At 54.6% G+C, this 15,052-nt stretch carries 9 protein-coding genes and 1 pseudogene; 6 read left to right on the top strand and 4 right to left on the bottom strand.

The window, feature by feature from the left end:
* Positions 1 to 372 precede the first annotated feature (372 nt).
* The 4 genes from pdhR to lpdA all read left to right on the top strand — a co-directional run bounded on the left by pdhR (position 373) and on the right by lpdA (position 7,434).
* Positions 373 to 1,137, top strand: a complete 765-nt coding sequence (gene pdhR / locus ACQG1K_RS03695) for a pyruvate dehydrogenase complex transcriptional repressor PdhR (RefSeq protein WP_006173806.1) — start codon at positions 373 to 375, stop codon at positions 1,135 to 1,137.
* Between the two features lie 123 nt (positions 1,138 to 1,260).
* Positions 1,261 to 3,924, top strand: coding sequence for a pyruvate dehydrogenase (acetyl-transferring), homodimeric type (gene aceE / locus ACQG1K_RS03700; protein ID WP_022647064.1), 2,664 nt, complete (start codon positions 1,261 to 1,263; stop codon positions 3,922 to 3,924).
* A 14-nt stretch (positions 3,925 to 3,938) separates the two neighbouring features.
* The gene (aceF, locus tag ACQG1K_RS03705; RefSeq protein WP_022647065.1) at positions 3,939 to 5,834 is read left to right on the top strand and encodes a pyruvate dehydrogenase complex dihydrolipoyllysine-residue acetyltransferase; all 1,896 of its coding nucleotides are present in this window, start codon (positions 3,939 to 3,941) and stop codon (positions 5,832 to 5,834) included.
* A gap of 175 nt (positions 5,835 to 6,009) precedes the next feature.
* On the top strand, positions 6,010 to 7,434 hold the full coding sequence (lpdA, locus tag ACQG1K_RS03710) for a dihydrolipoyl dehydrogenase (RefSeq protein ID WP_003856313.1): 1,425 nt from the start codon (positions 6,010 to 6,012) through the stop codon (positions 7,432 to 7,434).
* 51 nt (positions 7,435 to 7,485) lie between these two features.
* On the opposite strand, the gene ACQG1K_RS03715 is transcribed toward lpdA, so the two are convergent.
* Positions 7,486 to 8,277, bottom strand: a complete 792-nt coding sequence (locus ACQG1K_RS03715; RefSeq protein WP_063200335.1) for a DUF2950 family protein — start codon at positions 8,275 to 8,277, stop codon at positions 7,486 to 7,488.
* A gap of 10 nt (positions 8,278 to 8,287) precedes the next feature.
* Positions 8,288 to 9,805, bottom strand: a pseudogene (locus ACQG1K_RS03720) (DUF3300 domain-containing protein).
* Positions 9,806 to 10,192: 387 nt separating this feature from the next.
* On the opposite strand from ACQG1K_RS03720, the gene acnB reads away from it, so the two are divergent.
* Both acnB and yacL read left to right on the top strand, forming a co-directional pair.
* The gene (gene acnB / locus ACQG1K_RS03725) at positions 10,193 to 12,790 is read left to right on the top strand and encodes a bifunctional aconitate hydratase 2/2-methylisocitrate dehydratase (protein WP_367074822.1); all 2,598 of its coding nucleotides are present in this window, start codon (positions 10,193 to 10,195) and stop codon (positions 12,788 to 12,790) included.
* 183 nt (positions 12,791 to 12,973) lie between these two features.
* Positions 12,974 to 13,336, top strand: coding sequence for a protein YacL (gene yacL / locus ACQG1K_RS03730; RefSeq protein WP_022647069.1), 363 nt, complete (start codon positions 12,974 to 12,976; stop codon positions 13,334 to 13,336).
* 31 nt (positions 13,337 to 13,367) lie between these two features.
* Here yacL and speD read toward each other — a convergent pair whose 3' ends face one another.
* Both speD and speE read right to left on the bottom strand, forming a co-directional pair.
* Entirely contained in the window at positions 13,368 to 14,162 is a 795-nt protein-coding gene (gene speD, locus ACQG1K_RS03735) for an adenosylmethionine decarboxylase (RefSeq protein WP_022647070.1), read from the bottom strand.
* Positions 14,163 to 15,032, bottom strand: a complete 870-nt coding sequence (gene speE, locus ACQG1K_RS03740; protein WP_022647071.1) for a polyamine aminopropyltransferase — start codon at positions 15,030 to 15,032, stop codon at positions 14,163 to 14,165.
* Between the last annotated feature and the right edge of the window lie 20 nt (positions 15,033 to 15,052).

Genomic DNA, 15,052 nt, shown 5'->3' on the forward strand with positions numbered 1-15,052 from the left:
AGGGATGATGACGACTTGAATAAAAAGAAACCAATTGTAAATCGGTACGTTAACCCCTCATACCCCAACCTATAGAATAGAAATGCGTCATAAGTGGGCGAATTTTCATATTTTGCCTTGTTGAATCGCTTCAGATTGCAAAATCCCTCGTTTAAATATGGTTAAAACTGCCCCTTTGGGAGTAACCATTTCATTTGTGCAAAGTTACATTCCTGAAACGTTAGTTCTGTAAGGTTGTTAAAATATGCCGGGTTTCCTGATTTCAATCAAAACCAATATGGACAGAAGGTGAATACTTTGTTACTTTAGCGATACGAACATGAAATTGGTAAGACCAATTGACTCCGGGCAAAAAGGCGTAAGACAGGGAATATGGCCTACAGCAAAATTCGCCAACCAAAACTTTCCGATGTGATTGAGCAGCAGCTGGAGTTTTTGATTCTCGAAGGGACACTGCGCCCGGGCGAGAAACTCCCGCCAGAACGCGAGCTGGCAAAACAGTTCGACGTTTCACGCCCCTCTCTGCGTGAGGCGATTCAACGTCTCGAAGCAAAGGGCCTGTTGCTCCGTCGTCAGGGTGGCGGAACCTTTGTGCAAAACAGCCTGTGGCAGAGCTTCAGCGACCCGCTGGTAGAACTTCTCTCTGACCACCCAGAATCCCAGTTTGATCTGCTTGAGACCCGTCACGCGCTGGAAGGTATCGCGGCCTATTACGCCGCCCTTCGCAGCACTGATGAAGACCGCGTACGTATTCGCGAGCTGCATCAGGCCATTGAACGGGCACAGCAGTCCGGCGACTTAGACGCCGAATCCAGCGCCGTTGTCCAGTATCAAATTGCCGTCACCGAAGCAGCGCACAACGTGGTGCTCCTCCATCTGCTACGCTGCATGGAGCCCATGCTGGCCCAGAACGTTCGTCAGAATTTTGAATTGTTGTATGCCCGTCGGGAGATGCTCCCGCTGGTAAGCAACCATCGCACCCGAGTATTCGAGGCGATAATGGCCGGGGAACCGGAGCAGGCGCGTGAAGCGTCGCACCGCCATCTGGCTTTCATTGAGGAAATCTTGCTGGACCGCAGCCGTGAACAATCGCGTCGCGAGCGTTCATTGCGCCGCATACAGCAACGAAAGGATTAAGCGCCAGGTACTTTTAGAGCGCGGCAACTAAACGCAGAACCTGTCTTATTGTGCTCTTAACCGAGAGCACAATGGGACAGGTTCCAGACAAATCAACGTATTAGATAGATAAGGAATACCCCCATGTCAGAACGTCTCCAAAATGACGTGGATCCGATCGAAACTCGCGACTGGCTACAGGCGATCGAATCGGTCATCCGTGAAGAAGGTGTTGAGCGTGCTCAGTATCTGATTGATCAGCTGCTTTCAGAAGCGCGCAAAGGCGGCGTGAAAGTGGCTTCAGGTGCAGGGGCTAGCAACTACGTAAACACGATTGCCGTCGAAGACGAACCGGAATACCCGGGCAATCTGGATCTGGAACGCCGTATCCGTTCTGCTATCCGCTGGAACGCTATCATGACCGTTCTGCGCGCATCCAAGAAAGATCTGGAACTGGGTGGCCACATGGCGTCCTTCCAGTCATCTGCAACCGTTTACGAAGTGTGCTTCAACCACTTCTTCCGTGCAGCCAACGAGAAAGACGGCGGCGATCTGGTGTACTTCCAGGGCCACATCTCTCCGGGCATCTATGCACGTGCCTTCCTGGAAGGTCGTCTGACTGAAGAGCAGATGAACAACTTCCGTCAGGAAGTTCACGGTAAGGGTCTGTCTTCTTATCCGCACCCTAAACTGATGCCTGAGTTCTGGCAGTTCCCGACCGTATCTATGGGTCTGGGTCCAATTGGTGCAATCTATCAGGCTAAATTCCTGAAGTACCTGGAACACCGTGGTCTGAAAGACACCTCTGAGCAGACCGTTTACGCCTTCCTGGGCGACGGTGAAATGGATGAGCCAGAATCTAAAGGCGCGATCACCATCGCGACCCGTGAGAAGCTGGACAACCTGTGCTTCATCATCAACTGTAACCTGCAACGTCTGGATGGTCCGGTAACCGGTAACGGCAAGATCATTAACGAACTGGAAGGCATCTTCGCGGGTGCAGGCTGGAACGTGATCAAAGTCATGTGGGGCGGTCGTTGGGATGAGCTGCTGCGTAAAGACACCAGCGGTAAACTGATCCAGCTGATGAACGAAACCGTTGACGGCGACTACCAGACTTTCAAATCCAAAGACGGTGCCTACGTTCGTGAGCACTTCTTCGGCAAATATCCTGAAACCGCAGCCCTGGTTGCAGACTGGACTGACGAGCAGATCTGGGCGCTGAACCGCGGTGGTCACGATCCGAAGAAAGTTTACGCTGCACTGAAAAAAGCGCAGGAAACCAAAGGTAAAGCGACTGTGATCCTGGCCCACACCATCAAAGGTTACGGCATGGGTGATACCGCAGAAGGTAAAAACATCGCTCACCAGGTTAAGAAAATGAACATGGACGGCGTGCGTTATATCCGCGACCGTTTCAACGTTCCAGTGACCGATGAGCAGGTAGAAAACCTGTCTTACATCACCTTCCCGGAAGGGTCTGAAGAGCACAAGTACCTGCACGAACGTCGTCAGGCGCTGAAAGGCTACCTGCCTGCTCGTCAGCCTAACTTCACCGAGAAGCTGGAACTGCCAGCCCTGGAAGACTTCTCTCAGCTGCTGGAAGAGCAGAACAAAGAGATCTCTACCACTATCGCTTTCGTTCGTGCCCTGAACGTGATGCTGAAGAACAAGTCAATCAAAGATCGTCTGGTTCCAATCATCGCCGACGAAGCGCGTACTTTCGGTATGGAAGGTCTGTTCCGTCAGATCGGTATCTACAGCCCGAACGGCCAGCAGTACACTCCGCAGGACCGTGAGCAGGTTGCATACTACAAAGAAGACGAGAAAGGTCAGATCCTGCAGGAAGGTATCAACGAGCTGGGCGCAGGCGCATCCTGGCTGGCTGCTGCGACCTCTTACAGCACCAACAACCTGCCGATGATCCCGTTCTACATCTACTACTCCATGTTCGGGTTCCAGCGTATCGGTGATCTGTGCTGGCAGGCAGGCGACCAGCAGGCTCGCGGCTTCCTGATCGGTGGTACTTCTGGTCGTACGACCCTGAACGGTGAAGGTCTGCAGCACGAAGATGGTCACAGCCACATTCAGTCTCTGACTATCCCTAACTGTATCTCTTACGACCCGTCTTACGCGTACGAAGTGGCAGTCATCATGCATGACGGTCTGCAGCGCATGTACGGTGAAGCGCAAGAGAACGTTTACTACTACATCACCACCCTGAACGAAAACTACCACATGCCGGCAATGCCAGCAGGTGCCGAGGAAGGTATCCGTAAAGGTATCTACAAACTCGAAACCATCGAAGGTAGCAAAGGTAAAGTTCAGCTGCTGGGCTCCGGTTCTATCCTGCGTCACGTTCGTGAAGCAGCGCAGATCCTGGCGAAAGACTACGGTGTGGGTTCCGATGTGTACTCTGTGACCTCCTTCACTGAACTGGCGCGTGATGGCCAGGATTGTGAGCGCTGGAACATGCTGCACCCAATGGAAACCCCACGCGTTCCGTACATCGCTCAGGTGATGAACGACGCGCCAGCGGTGGCGTCTACTGACTATATGAAACTGTTCGCTGAGCAGGTTCGTACTTACGTTCCAGCTGATGATTATCGCGTACTGGGTACTGACGGCTTCGGTCGTTCTGACAGCCGCGAAAACCTGCGTCACCACTTCGAAGTTGATGCTTCCTACGTGGTTGTAGCAGCACTGGGCGAACTGGCTAAACGTGGCGAAATCGATAAGAAAGTGGTTGCGGACGCAATCACCAAATTCAACATCGATGCAGATAAAGTTAACCCGCGTCTGGCGTAAGAGGTAAAAGAATAATGGCTATCGAAATCAATGTACCGGACATCGGGGCTGATGAAGTTGAAATCACCGAGATCCTGGTCAAAGTAGGCGACAAAGTTGAAGCTGAACAGTCGCTGATCACCGTAGAAGGCGACAAAGCCTCTATGGAAGTCCCGTCTCCTCAGGCTGGCATCGTTAAAGAGATCAAAGTCTCTGTTGGCGATAAAACCGAGACTGGCAAACTGATCATGATTTTCGATTCCGCCGACGGTGCAGCAGCTGCTGCACCTGCGCAGGAAGAGAAGAAAGAAGCCGCTCCTGCTGCTGCTCCAGCAGCGGCCGCGGCAGCGAAAGAAGTAAATGTGCCTGACATCGGCGGTGACGAAGTTGAAGTTACCGAAATCCTGGTGAAAGTGGGCGACACCGTTGCGGCTGAGCAGTCACTGATCACCGTAGAAGGCGACAAAGCCTCTATGGAAGTGCCAGCACCGTTCGCCGGTACCGTTAAAGAGATCAAGATCAACACCGGCGACAAAGTGTCTACCGGCTCGCTGATCATGGTCTTTGAAGTGGCGGGTGCAGCACCTGCCGCTGCGCCTGCTCAGGCTGCTGCTCCGGCTCCGGCCGCTGCACCAGCGGCTGCTGGCGGCGCGAAAGACGTTAACGTACCGGATATCGGCGGTGACGAAGTTGAAGTGACCGAAGTGATGGTGAAAGTGGGCGACAAAGTTGCCGCTGAACAGTCACTGATCACCGTTGAAGGCGACAAAGCTTCTATGGAAGTGCCTGCGCCGTTCGCCGGTACCGTTAAAGAGATCAAAATCAGCACCGGCGACAAAGTGTCTACCGGCTCTCTGATCATGGTCTTCGAAGTGGAAGGCGCAGCGCCTGCCGCCGCTCCGGCTGCCGCGGCTGCTCCGGCACCTGCTGCTGCACCGGCTCAGGCTGCTAAACCTGCTGCTGCCCCTGCTGCTAAAGCAGAAAAATCTGAGTTCGCTGAAAACGACGCTTACGTCCACGCGACTCCGCTGATTCGTCGCCTGGCGCGCGAATTCGGTGTGAACCTGGCGAAAGTGAAGGGCACCGGCCGTAAAGGTCGTATCCTGCGCGAAGACGTTCAGGCTTACGTGAAAGACGCGGTGAAACGCGCCGAAGCTGCACCTGCGGCAGCCGCTGGCGGCGGTATCCCGGGCATGCTGCCATGGCCGAAAGTGGACTTCAGCAAGTTCGGTGAAATCGAAGAAGTGGAGCTGGGCCGTATCCAGAAAATCTCTGGTGCTAACCTGAGCCGTAACTGGGTGATGATCCCGCACGTTACGCACTTCGATAAGACCGATATCACCGATCTGGAAGCGTTCCGTAAACAGCAGAACGCCGAAGCTGAGAAGCGTAAACTGGACGTGAAATTCACCCCAGTGGTCTTCATCATGAAGGCCGTTGCCGCTGCCCTTGAGCAGATGCCACGCTTCAACAGCTCCCTGTCCGAAGACGGCCAGAAGCTGACGCTGAAGAAATACATCAACATCGGTGTTGCGGTTGATACGCCAAATGGTCTGGTGGTTCCGGTCTTCAAAGACGTGAACAAGAAGAGCATTACCGAGCTGTCCCGTGAACTGACCACCATCTCCAAAAAAGCGCGTGATGGTAAGCTGACTGCCGGCGAAATGCAGGGCGGCTGCTTCACTATCTCCAGCATTGGCGGCCTGGGTACCACCCACTTCGCGCCGATTGTAAACGCGCCGGAAGTGGCTATCCTCGGTGTGTCCAAGTCCGCGATGGAGCCGGTGTGGAATGGCAAAGAGTTCGTGCCGCGTCTGATGATGCCAATCTCTCTGTCCTTCGACCACCGCGTAATCGACGGGGCTGATGGTGCGCGTTTCATCACCATCATCAACAACACCCTGAGCGACATTCGCCGCCTGGTGATGTAATCGAAAAGCCGGCCAGTCGGCCGGCTTTTTTCTGATAATCTCATGGGGTTTTTGAGGTTATTGGTGAAAGCGATAATTCGTGAGCCGTTTGTTGTTTCAAAATTGTTAACAATTTTGTAAAATACGGGCGGATAGAACGACCCGGTGGACGACGGGTATACATTAAGAGGTCATGATGAGCACAGAAATCAAAACTCAGGTCGTAGTACTTGGGGCAGGCCCGGCAGGTTACTCCGCAGCATTTCGCGCCGCGGATTTAGGTCTGGAAACCGTCATCGTAGAACGTTACAGCACCCTCGGCGGTGTTTGTCTGAACGTCGGCTGTATCCCTTCTAAAGCGCTGCTGCACGTAGCGAAAGTTATCGAAGAAGCCAAAGCGCTGGCTGAACACGGTATCGTCTTCGGCGAGCCGAAAACCGATATCGACAAAATTCGTACCTGGAAAGAGAAAGTTATCACTCAGCTGACCGGCGGTCTGGCGGGTATGGCCAAAGGCCGTAAAGTGAAAGTGGTAAACGGTCTGGGTAAATTCACCGGTGCGAACACCCTGGAAGTGGAAGGCGAAAACGGCAAAACCGTGATCAACTTCGACAACGCGATCATCGCGGCAGGCTCTCGCCCAATCGAACTGCCATTCATTCCACATGAAGATCCACGCGTGTGGGATTCCACCGATGCGCTGGAGCTGAAAACCGTTCCTAAGCGTCTGCTGGTTATGGGCGGCGGTATCATCGGTCTGGAAATGGGTACTGTGTACCATGCGCTGGGTTCAGAGATCGACGTGGTTGAAATGTTCGACCAGGTAATCCCGGCAGCCGACAAAGATATCGTTAAAGTCTTCACCAAACGCATCAGCAAGAAATTCAACCTGATGCTGGAAACCAAAGTGACTGCCGTTGAAGCGAAAGAAGACGGTATTTACGTTTCCATGGAAGGCAAAAAAGCCCCATCCGAACCACAGCGTTACGACGCCGTGCTGGTGGCTATCGGCCGTGTGCCGAACGGTAAAAATCTCGACGCGGGCAAAGCTGGCGTGGAAGTGGACGACCGTGGCTTCATCCGCGTTGACAAACAGCTGCGTACCAACGTGCCGCACATCTTTGCTATCGGCGATATCGTCGGTCAGCCAATGCTGGCGCACAAAGGTGTTCACGAAGGTCATGTTGCCGCTGAAGTTATCGCCGGCATGAAGCATTACTTCGATCCGAAAGTGATCCCATCTATCGCGTATACCGAGCCAGAAGTTGCATGGGTTGGTCTGACTGAGAAAGAAGCGAAAGAGAAAGGCATCAGCTATGAAACTGCCACCTTCCCGTGGGCTGCTTCTGGCCGTGCTATCGCGTCCGACTGCGCAGACGGTATGACCAAACTGATCTTCGACAAAGAGACTCACCGCGTCATCGGTGGTGCGATTGTCGGTACCAACGGCGGCGAGCTGCTGGGTGAAATCGGTCTGGCTATCGAAATGGGCTGCGACGCAGAAGACATCGCGCTGACCATCCACGCACACCCGACTCTGCATGAGTCCGTGGGCCTGGCGGCAGAAGTGTTTGAAGGTAGCATTACTGACCTGCCAAACGCGAAAGCGAAGAAGAAATAAGTTTCTTCAGATGAAAAAGCGGCCTCAGGCCGCTTTTTTTATGCGCTGCGTTCAGGGTGTGACAGGCTGCCAGGTCTTATCCGGCTGGTATTCACTAAGAGCCTGCGCTTTCTGCGCCGAATCGTTGCCGAGATCTGCCTGATAAACCGCGTCATCCTGGTTAATTACAAAGCTCATTACCCCCGTCTGACCGTAGTTCACCGGCCAGGCGATCATTGCAAATCCTTTCTCATCCGGCAGGATGCGGAATCGGTAACCATGGTAACCCGCCCCCGACTGTGGAGGACTGAACGCCGGACCCAGTGGGCTGGGCGTTTCACCGGGAGCGACGGGCCAGTACAGTCCATCCTTTTTACCTTCAGAACTGACTATCTTCTGCGCGTACTTTTGGTTCATCGCAAAATAGCTCTGCTGGGCATCAACATAGGCGTGAAGCGCTTCGATGGCTGCGAGTTCGTTGCGCCCGATTTCGCGGGTCAGGATCTCTTCTGCGGCTTCCTGCATATCAAACTGCCAGCCAGATGCCGTTTTGACCACCGGGATCGGTAGCTGCCAGCCGTTATCGCCCACTACCAGGTGCGCCACGTTGCCACTGATGACGGTTTTATGATGAACGTTCCAGTCGCGCAGGAAGCGATCGACCGCTTCGGGATCAACGCCTTCGGGCGGCAGGAAATCGCGCCAGTTTTCACCGAGCAAATTGTTCATCGCACTTTCATTTTGCTCGCTGATGGCGCTTGCCAGCGCACTGGTCGCCTGTTCTGGCGAACTGAACGATTGCTGTGCCATGACGGCCGCCGAGACCATGAACAACACCATTCCACTGAGTAATTGACGTTTCATGTCGGCTCCCTTAACGATGACGGAATTCATGGCGTTCAGCGCGTTCGCCAGTGAGCTGGCGCGGCTGATGTTGACGAGTAGCGAGCTGCCGGCTTTGCGCCCCGCGCTGCTGCTGGGCTTGCCAGTTCGCGGAGCGGCTGTCGTTGCCGCTCAGGGCATTGGCCCGATGCAGCCTGGCTGGCTGCTGTACCGTCTGTGAAACCCGCTTCTCCTGTCTGTGCATGTCAGTCTGATGATGTACACGCTGCGGCGTGCTCGTCCGTTTTACGGTCTGCGGCCTGGTGTCATATCCACGATAGTTATTTCGCTGCGAGATCTGCTTCAACTGTTGCGTTGAGGCCAGACGTTGTGCGTCCCGCGTGGCTGTATGTACTGAGTGTGGGAGGGTTTTACCCGTTGATTTTTCCATCTGGCTGAGAGCGGCCTGGCGCTGGCTGTCGCGATTGACTGGTTTTTGCTGCGTCGCGCTTAGCCCGGTGGCTGGCTGTGTAGAGTGGAAGCGGTTAGCCAGCTGGTTATTCGGGTAAGGCACGCCTTCACGATAGGCAGGATTGTGCTGCCAGGTGTGGTTATTACCGTTCAGGTGCTGCCCGCTGATTCTGTTGAAATTATCCACGTTGATATTGATGTTGTTATCACCGTTGCGGTTATAACCGCCGTGATTGTCCTAGTCATCATCGTGATGATGGTGATCCCAGTCGTCGTCATCCCAGTCAATATTGCTGAAAATGGCGTAGGTTGTAGCGACCCCGAGGCTAAAACCTAATCCTTTAACCAGACTGTCAGTGAATTGCTCGCCGGGTGAGGGCGGAAGATAGACCGGCGGGTAAGCGGTGTTAGGCCAGGTACCATAAACCGTATTCGGGTTATACGTGGGAACATACACCACCTGCGGATCGGCGGATTCAATCTTGATCACCGTTGGGCTGGTAGGCGTTGCGGTTGTCGTGGTTTTTGTCGATGCAGGTTTCGTGACGGTGGTGACCGTCTGCTGCGGTGTGGATTGTAGCGCACCCGTTTGTTGGGCCAGCAGGCGCAGCCGCTGTACGGAATCCATCACATCTTTCGGCTGTGCAAGGAAGGCGTCTCCCAGATTTTGTACCCATGGCGGATTTTCGCCCATCAACGACATCAGCTGAGGAAACGCAACCAGGGATTTTACGCTGGGATCCCACGGCTGGGTGGCTACCGCCTGCAGGGCGGCATCACCCTGCATTTTAGGATTGTCTTTCGACCACTGCGCGGCCTGAATAACATTTGACGGGTAGGTCGACGCCATCAAGATTTGCGACAGCAGGGCATCCGGGTAAAGCGCGACAGGGGCAACCCATTGGTCGATTTGCGCCGCAGTGTAGACCGGGGCAGCGACGGGCGCAGGCTGGGCTACCGGTGCGCCAGGTTGTTGTGTAACCGGAGCAGGCGTAGCAGGTTCCGTTGCGCGGCTTTTAACGTACATGACACCCGAGGCGGCAAACAGCCCCGCACTGCAAAGCAGAACAAGAAGATGTGGTTTAAAAGGCAACTTCATAGATTGACTCCAACGAGACGAGTGCAGTGCCGTGAGGCGTTGCTGTTGCCGCGAGTATCATTCACTCGTGTTTTACAGTTTTGACTATTGTTGGGAAACCTACCGGAGCGTCCGGATAAAGAGTGTGAGTATTTATTACACAATTATATCGGATAGCTGAAAAGGCGACGGGAAAGAGGATAAGATTCGCCTCGTCTCCCCGCCACACCATGCTTAACGATTCAGCAAATAATTTAATGTTGCTTTTTTGTAAACGGATTAACACTGTGCAGAAATCCTGCTATGCTGCCCGACGCGGTATCGGGCATTTACCCTACAAACTGCTGTCTCACAGGAGCGTGAAGAGAACGCCCGCCGCATATGACAATGAGAGCGAGGAGAACCGTCGTGCTAGAAGAATACCGTAAGCACGTAGCAGAACGTGCCGCCGAGGGAATTGTACCCAAACCTTTAGATGCAACCCAAATGGCCGCGCTCGTCGAGCTGCTGAAGAACCCGCCTGAGGGCGAAAAAGAATTCCTGTTAGATCTGCTGATCAACCGCGTACCGCCTGGCGTAGATGAAGCTGCCTACGTAAAAGCCGGATTCCTTGCTGCTATCGCCAAAGGCGAAGCCACCTCCCCACTGGTTACTCCTGAAAAAGCCATTGAACTGCTCGGCACCATGCAGGGTGGCTATAACATTCATCCGCTGATTGACGCGCTGGACAACGAAAAGCTGGCACCGATTGCTGCCAAAGCGCTCTCTTCAACGCTGCTGATGTTCGATAACTTCTACGATGTAGAAGAAAAAGCCAAAGCAGGCAACGTTTACGCGAAGCAGGTGATGCAGTCCTGGGCCGATGCCGAATGGTTCCTGAACCGCCCTGCGCTTGCTGAAAAAATTACCGTGACCGTCTTTAAGGTTACCGGTGAAACCAACACCGATGACCTCTCTCCGGCTCCGGACGCGTGGTCTCGTCCTGATATCCCGCTGCACGCTCTGGCGATGCTGAAAAACGCCCGTGAAGGGATCGAGCCGGATCAGCCGGGCGTAGTGGGCCCGATCAAACAGATCGAAGCGCTGCAACAAAAAGGTTTCCCGCTGGCCTACGTCGGTGACGTTGTGGGTACCGGTTCTTCCCGTAAATCCGCCACCAACTCCGTGCTGTGGTTCATGGGCGACGACATTCCTCACGTGCCGAACAAGCGCGGCGGCGGCCTGTGCCTCGGCGGCAAAATTGCGCCAATCTTCTTCAACACCATGGAAGATGCGGGCGCTCTGCCAATTGAAGTGGACGTGAGCAACCTGAACATGGGCGACGTGATTGACGTTTACCCGTATAAAGGCGAAGTGCGCAACCACGAAACCAACGAACTGTTGGCAAGCTTCGAGCTGAAAACCGACGTGCTGATCGACGAAGTGCGTGCCGGTGGCCGTATTCCGCTGATCATTGGCCGTGGCCTGACCACCAAGGCGCGTGAAGCGCTGGGTCTGCCGCACAGTGACGTGTTCCGTCAGGCGAAAGACGTGGCGGAAAGCAATCGCGGCTTCTCGCTGGCACAGAAAATGGTCGGTCGCGCCTGCGGCGTCGCCGGTATCCGTCCTGGCGCGTACTGCGAGCCGAAAATGACCTCCGTGGGCTCTCAGGACACCACCGGTCCAATGACCCGTGATGAACTGAAAGACCTGGCGTGCCTGGGCTTCTCATCTGACCTGGTCATGCAGTCCTTCTGCCACACTGCGGCATATCCGAAGCCGGTTGACGTCACTACGCACCACACGCTGCCTGACTTCATTATGAACCGTGGCGGTGTCTCCCTGCGTCCGGGCGACGGCGTTATCCACTCCTGGCTGAACCGCATGCTGCTGCCGGATACCGTGGGTACCGGCGGTGACTCCCATACCCGTTTCCCGATTGGTATCTCCTTCCCTGCGGGCTCCGGTCTGGTGGCGTTTGCCGCAGCGACCGGCGTGATGCCTCTCGACATGCCTGAATCCGTGCTGGTGCGTTTCAAAGGCAAAATGCAGCCGGGCATCACACTGCGCGACCTCGTTCACGCAATCCCGCTGTATGCCATCAAACAGGGTCTGCTGACCGTTGAGAAGAAGGGCAAGAAAAACATCTTCTCTGGCCGCATTCTGGAAATTGAAGGTCTGCCGGATCTGAAAGTTGAGCAGGCGTTCGAGCTGACCGATGCCTCTGCCGAGCGTTCTGCGGCGGGCTGTACCATCAAGCTGAACAAAGAGCCGATTATTGAGTATCTGACCTCCAACATCGTGCTGCTCAAGTGGATGATTGCGGAAGGCTACGGCGACCGCCGTACGCTGGAGCGTCGTATTCAGGGCATGGAAAAATGGCTGGCGGATCCGCAGCTGCTGGAAGCTGACGCTGACGCAGAGTACGCGGCGGTGATCGACATCGATCTGGCGGATATCAAAGAGCCAATCCTGTGTGCGCCAAACGATCCGGACGATGCGCGTCTGCTCTCTGACGTACAGGGCGATAAGATCGACGAAGTGTTCATCGGCTCCTGTATGACCAACATCGGCCACTTCCGTGCTGCCGGTAAGCTGCTGGATACTCACAAAGGCCAGCTGCCGACCCGTCTGTGGGTGGCGCCGCCAACCCGTATGGATGCGGCGCAGCTGACCGAAGAGGGCTACTACAGCGTGTTCGGTAAGAGCGGGGCGCGTATTGAAATTCCGGGCTGCTCCCTGTGCATGGGCAACCAGGCGCGCGTGGCCGACGGTGCGACGGTGGTTTCCACCTCCACCCGTAACTTCCCGAACCGTTTGGGTACCGGGGCGAACGTCTACCTGGCTTCTGCGGAGCTGGCAGCGGTTGCGGCGCTGATTGGCAAACTGCCAACGCCGGAAGAGTACCAGACCTTTGTGGCTCAGGTAGATAAGACGGCGGTGGACACCTATCGCTATCTCAACTTCGACCAGCTCTCTCAGTACACCGAGAAGGCTGACGGGGTGATCTTCCAGACGGCAGTATAAAAACCAACCCCTCACCCCTAACCCCTCTCCCCAAAGGGGCGAGGGGGATTTTATTCCCTCTCCCTTTGGGAGAGGGCCAGGGTGAGGGGTATTTTTTTTATTTTCATTCCTCCCACCTCTCCCGCTTTTTTTCTTCCTCTCTGCTGCGATAATTACCCTAATGGCTTTGCAGAGGAAAACGCTATGGATTACGAATTTTTGCGCGACATCACCGGCGTGGTGAAAGTGCGAATGTCGATGGGGCACGAAGCCGTTGGACACTGGTTTAACGAAGAGGTGAAAGAGAACCTCGCGCTGCTGGATGAAGTCGAACAGGCAGCGGAAACGGTGAAAGGCAGTGAACGCTCCTGGCAACGCGCCGGGCACGAATACACCCTGTGGATGGATGGCGAAGAGGTGATGGTGCGTGCCAACCAGCTTGAGTTCTCGGGTGATGAGATGGAAGAGGGGATGAGCTACTACGACGAAGAAAGCCTGTCGCTGTGCGGTGTGGAAGATTTCCTGAAAGTGGTGAACGCCTACCGCGACTTTATGAAACAGAAGTAACTCCCCGAAGCGTCCCTGCTTCGGGCCACGATTACACGGTCGGAATGTTACGGCCGTAGTAAATTTCGCGCATCTCTTTCCAGAGCAGGTCGGTAATGACCTTACGCTCTTCTTCGCTTAAATCTTCCGGCTTCGTGTGGAACATGTAGTGCTTAAGGTCGAATTCCTTAAGTAACATTTTGGTGTGGAAGATATTCTCCTGATAGACGTTCACATCCATCATGTCGTATAGCGACTTCATGTCGTCGGACATGAAGTTCTGAATGGAGTTGATCTCATGATCGATGAAGTGCTTCATGCCGTTGATATCACGGGTAAAACCGCGTACGCGATAATCAATAGTGACGATATCGGATTCCAGCTGGTGGATTAAATAATTCAACGCATTCAGCGGTGAAATCACGCCGCAGGTCGACACCTCGATATCCGCGCGGAAGGTACACAGTCCGCCTTCCGGGTGGCTTTCCGGGTAGGTGTGCACGCAGATATGGCTTTTATCCAGGTGGGCGACAACCACTTCTGGCAGCGGGCCGGGGTGCTCGGTTTTGTCGATAAGCTGCGGGTCAACCGGCTCTTCACTGACCAGAATGGTGACGCTTGCTCCCTGCGGCTCGTAATCCTGACGCGCGATATTCAGGATGTTGGCGCCGATAATCGAGCAGGTCTCTGTCAGGATCTCGGTCAGACGGTTGGCGTTGTAGAGTTCATCGATATAGGCGATATAACCATCGCGCTCTTCTGCTGTTTTGGCGTAGCAGATATCGTAAATACAAAAACTCAGGCTTTTGGTCAGATTGTTAAAGCCATGCAGTTTAAGCTTTTTCAATTAGTTCACCTCCTTTGAGGACAGCGCGTCTTGCAGATATTGAGGCAACGCAAAGGCTGCGGTGTGGATCGCCGGGTTGTAGTATCGGCATTTGAGTCCGGCCTGGTGGAAGCGGGCCTGGATAATTTCGGTGGAGAGATGGCGCAGGACGTCGTTATCCGTCGCCCAGGCAAAGGTCATGATCCCGCCGTAGTAAGTGGGGATCGCCGCCTGGTAGAAGCTGACGTCAGCAAAATAGGTGCTCAGCTTACGGTGGCTATCAAGCGCTTCATCCTGTTGCAGGAAGCAAACGCCGTTTTGCGCCACAAAAATCCCGCCAGGCTTCAGGCAGCGCTTGCAGCCTTCGTAAAACGACGAGGTAAACAGCGACGCGCCGGGGCCGATAGGGTCGGTACAGTCAGAGATAATGACATCAAACGTTTGCGTGGTCTGGTTAACAAAATTGACGCCATCGTCGATAACCAGATTAAACCGCGGATCGTCATAGCTGCCAGCATTGTGGTTGGGCAGATACTGGCGGCAGAACGACACCACACCGGCGTCGATTTCCACCATGGTGATGGTTTCGACATTCTGATGGCGAGAGACTTCACGCAGCATAGCGCCGTCGCCGCCGCCGATAATCAGCACGTCCTTCGCGTGGCCGTGGGCCAGCAGCGGGACGTGGGTCATCATTTCGTGATAGATAAACTCGTCGCGCTCGGTGGTTTGCACCACGCCGTCCAGCGCCATTACGCGGCCAAAGGCGGCGTTTTCGAAGATTATCAGATCCTGATGATCGGTTTTCTCATGATAGAGCACGTTATCCACGGCAAAATACTGACCAAACTGGTCATGCAGCGTTTCTTGCCATACCGTTTTTTCGGTCATGGGGAGCACCTCCTTCGTTA

The organism is Enterobacter cloacae complex sp. 402C9 (genome assembly GCF_050030745.1).
Lineage (GTDB): Bacteria > Pseudomonadota > Gammaproteobacteria > Enterobacterales > Enterobacteriaceae > Enterobacter > Enterobacter intestinihominis.

What these genes read in the sequence shown, in the direction of transcription:
- pdhR (WP_006173806.1), top strand. Translation starts at nt 373, where the DNA reads ATGGCCTACAGCAAAATTCGCCAACCAAAACTTTCCGATGTGATTGAG.
- aceE (WP_022647064.1), top strand. Translation starts at nt 1,261, where the DNA reads ATGTCAGAACGTCTCCAAAATGACGTGGATCCGATCGAAACTCGCGAC.
- aceF (WP_022647065.1), top strand. Translation starts at nt 3,939, where the DNA reads ATGGCTATCGAAATCAATGTACCGGACATCGGGGCTGATGAAGTTGAA.
- lpdA (WP_003856313.1), top strand. Translation starts at nt 6,010, where the DNA reads ATGAGCACAGAAATCAAAACTCAGGTCGTAGTACTTGGGGCAGGCCCG.
- ACQG1K_RS03715 (WP_063200335.1), bottom strand. Translation starts at nt 8,277, where the DNA reads ATGAAACGTCAATTACTCAGTGGAATGGTGTTGTTCATGGTCTCGGCG.
- yacL (WP_022647069.1), top strand. Translation starts at nt 12,974, where the DNA reads ATGGATTACGAATTTTTGCGCGACATCACCGGCGTGGTGAAAGTGCGA.
- speE (WP_022647071.1), bottom strand. Translation starts at nt 15,032, where the DNA reads ATGACCGAAAAAACGGTATGGCAAGAAACGCTGCATGACCAGTTTGGT.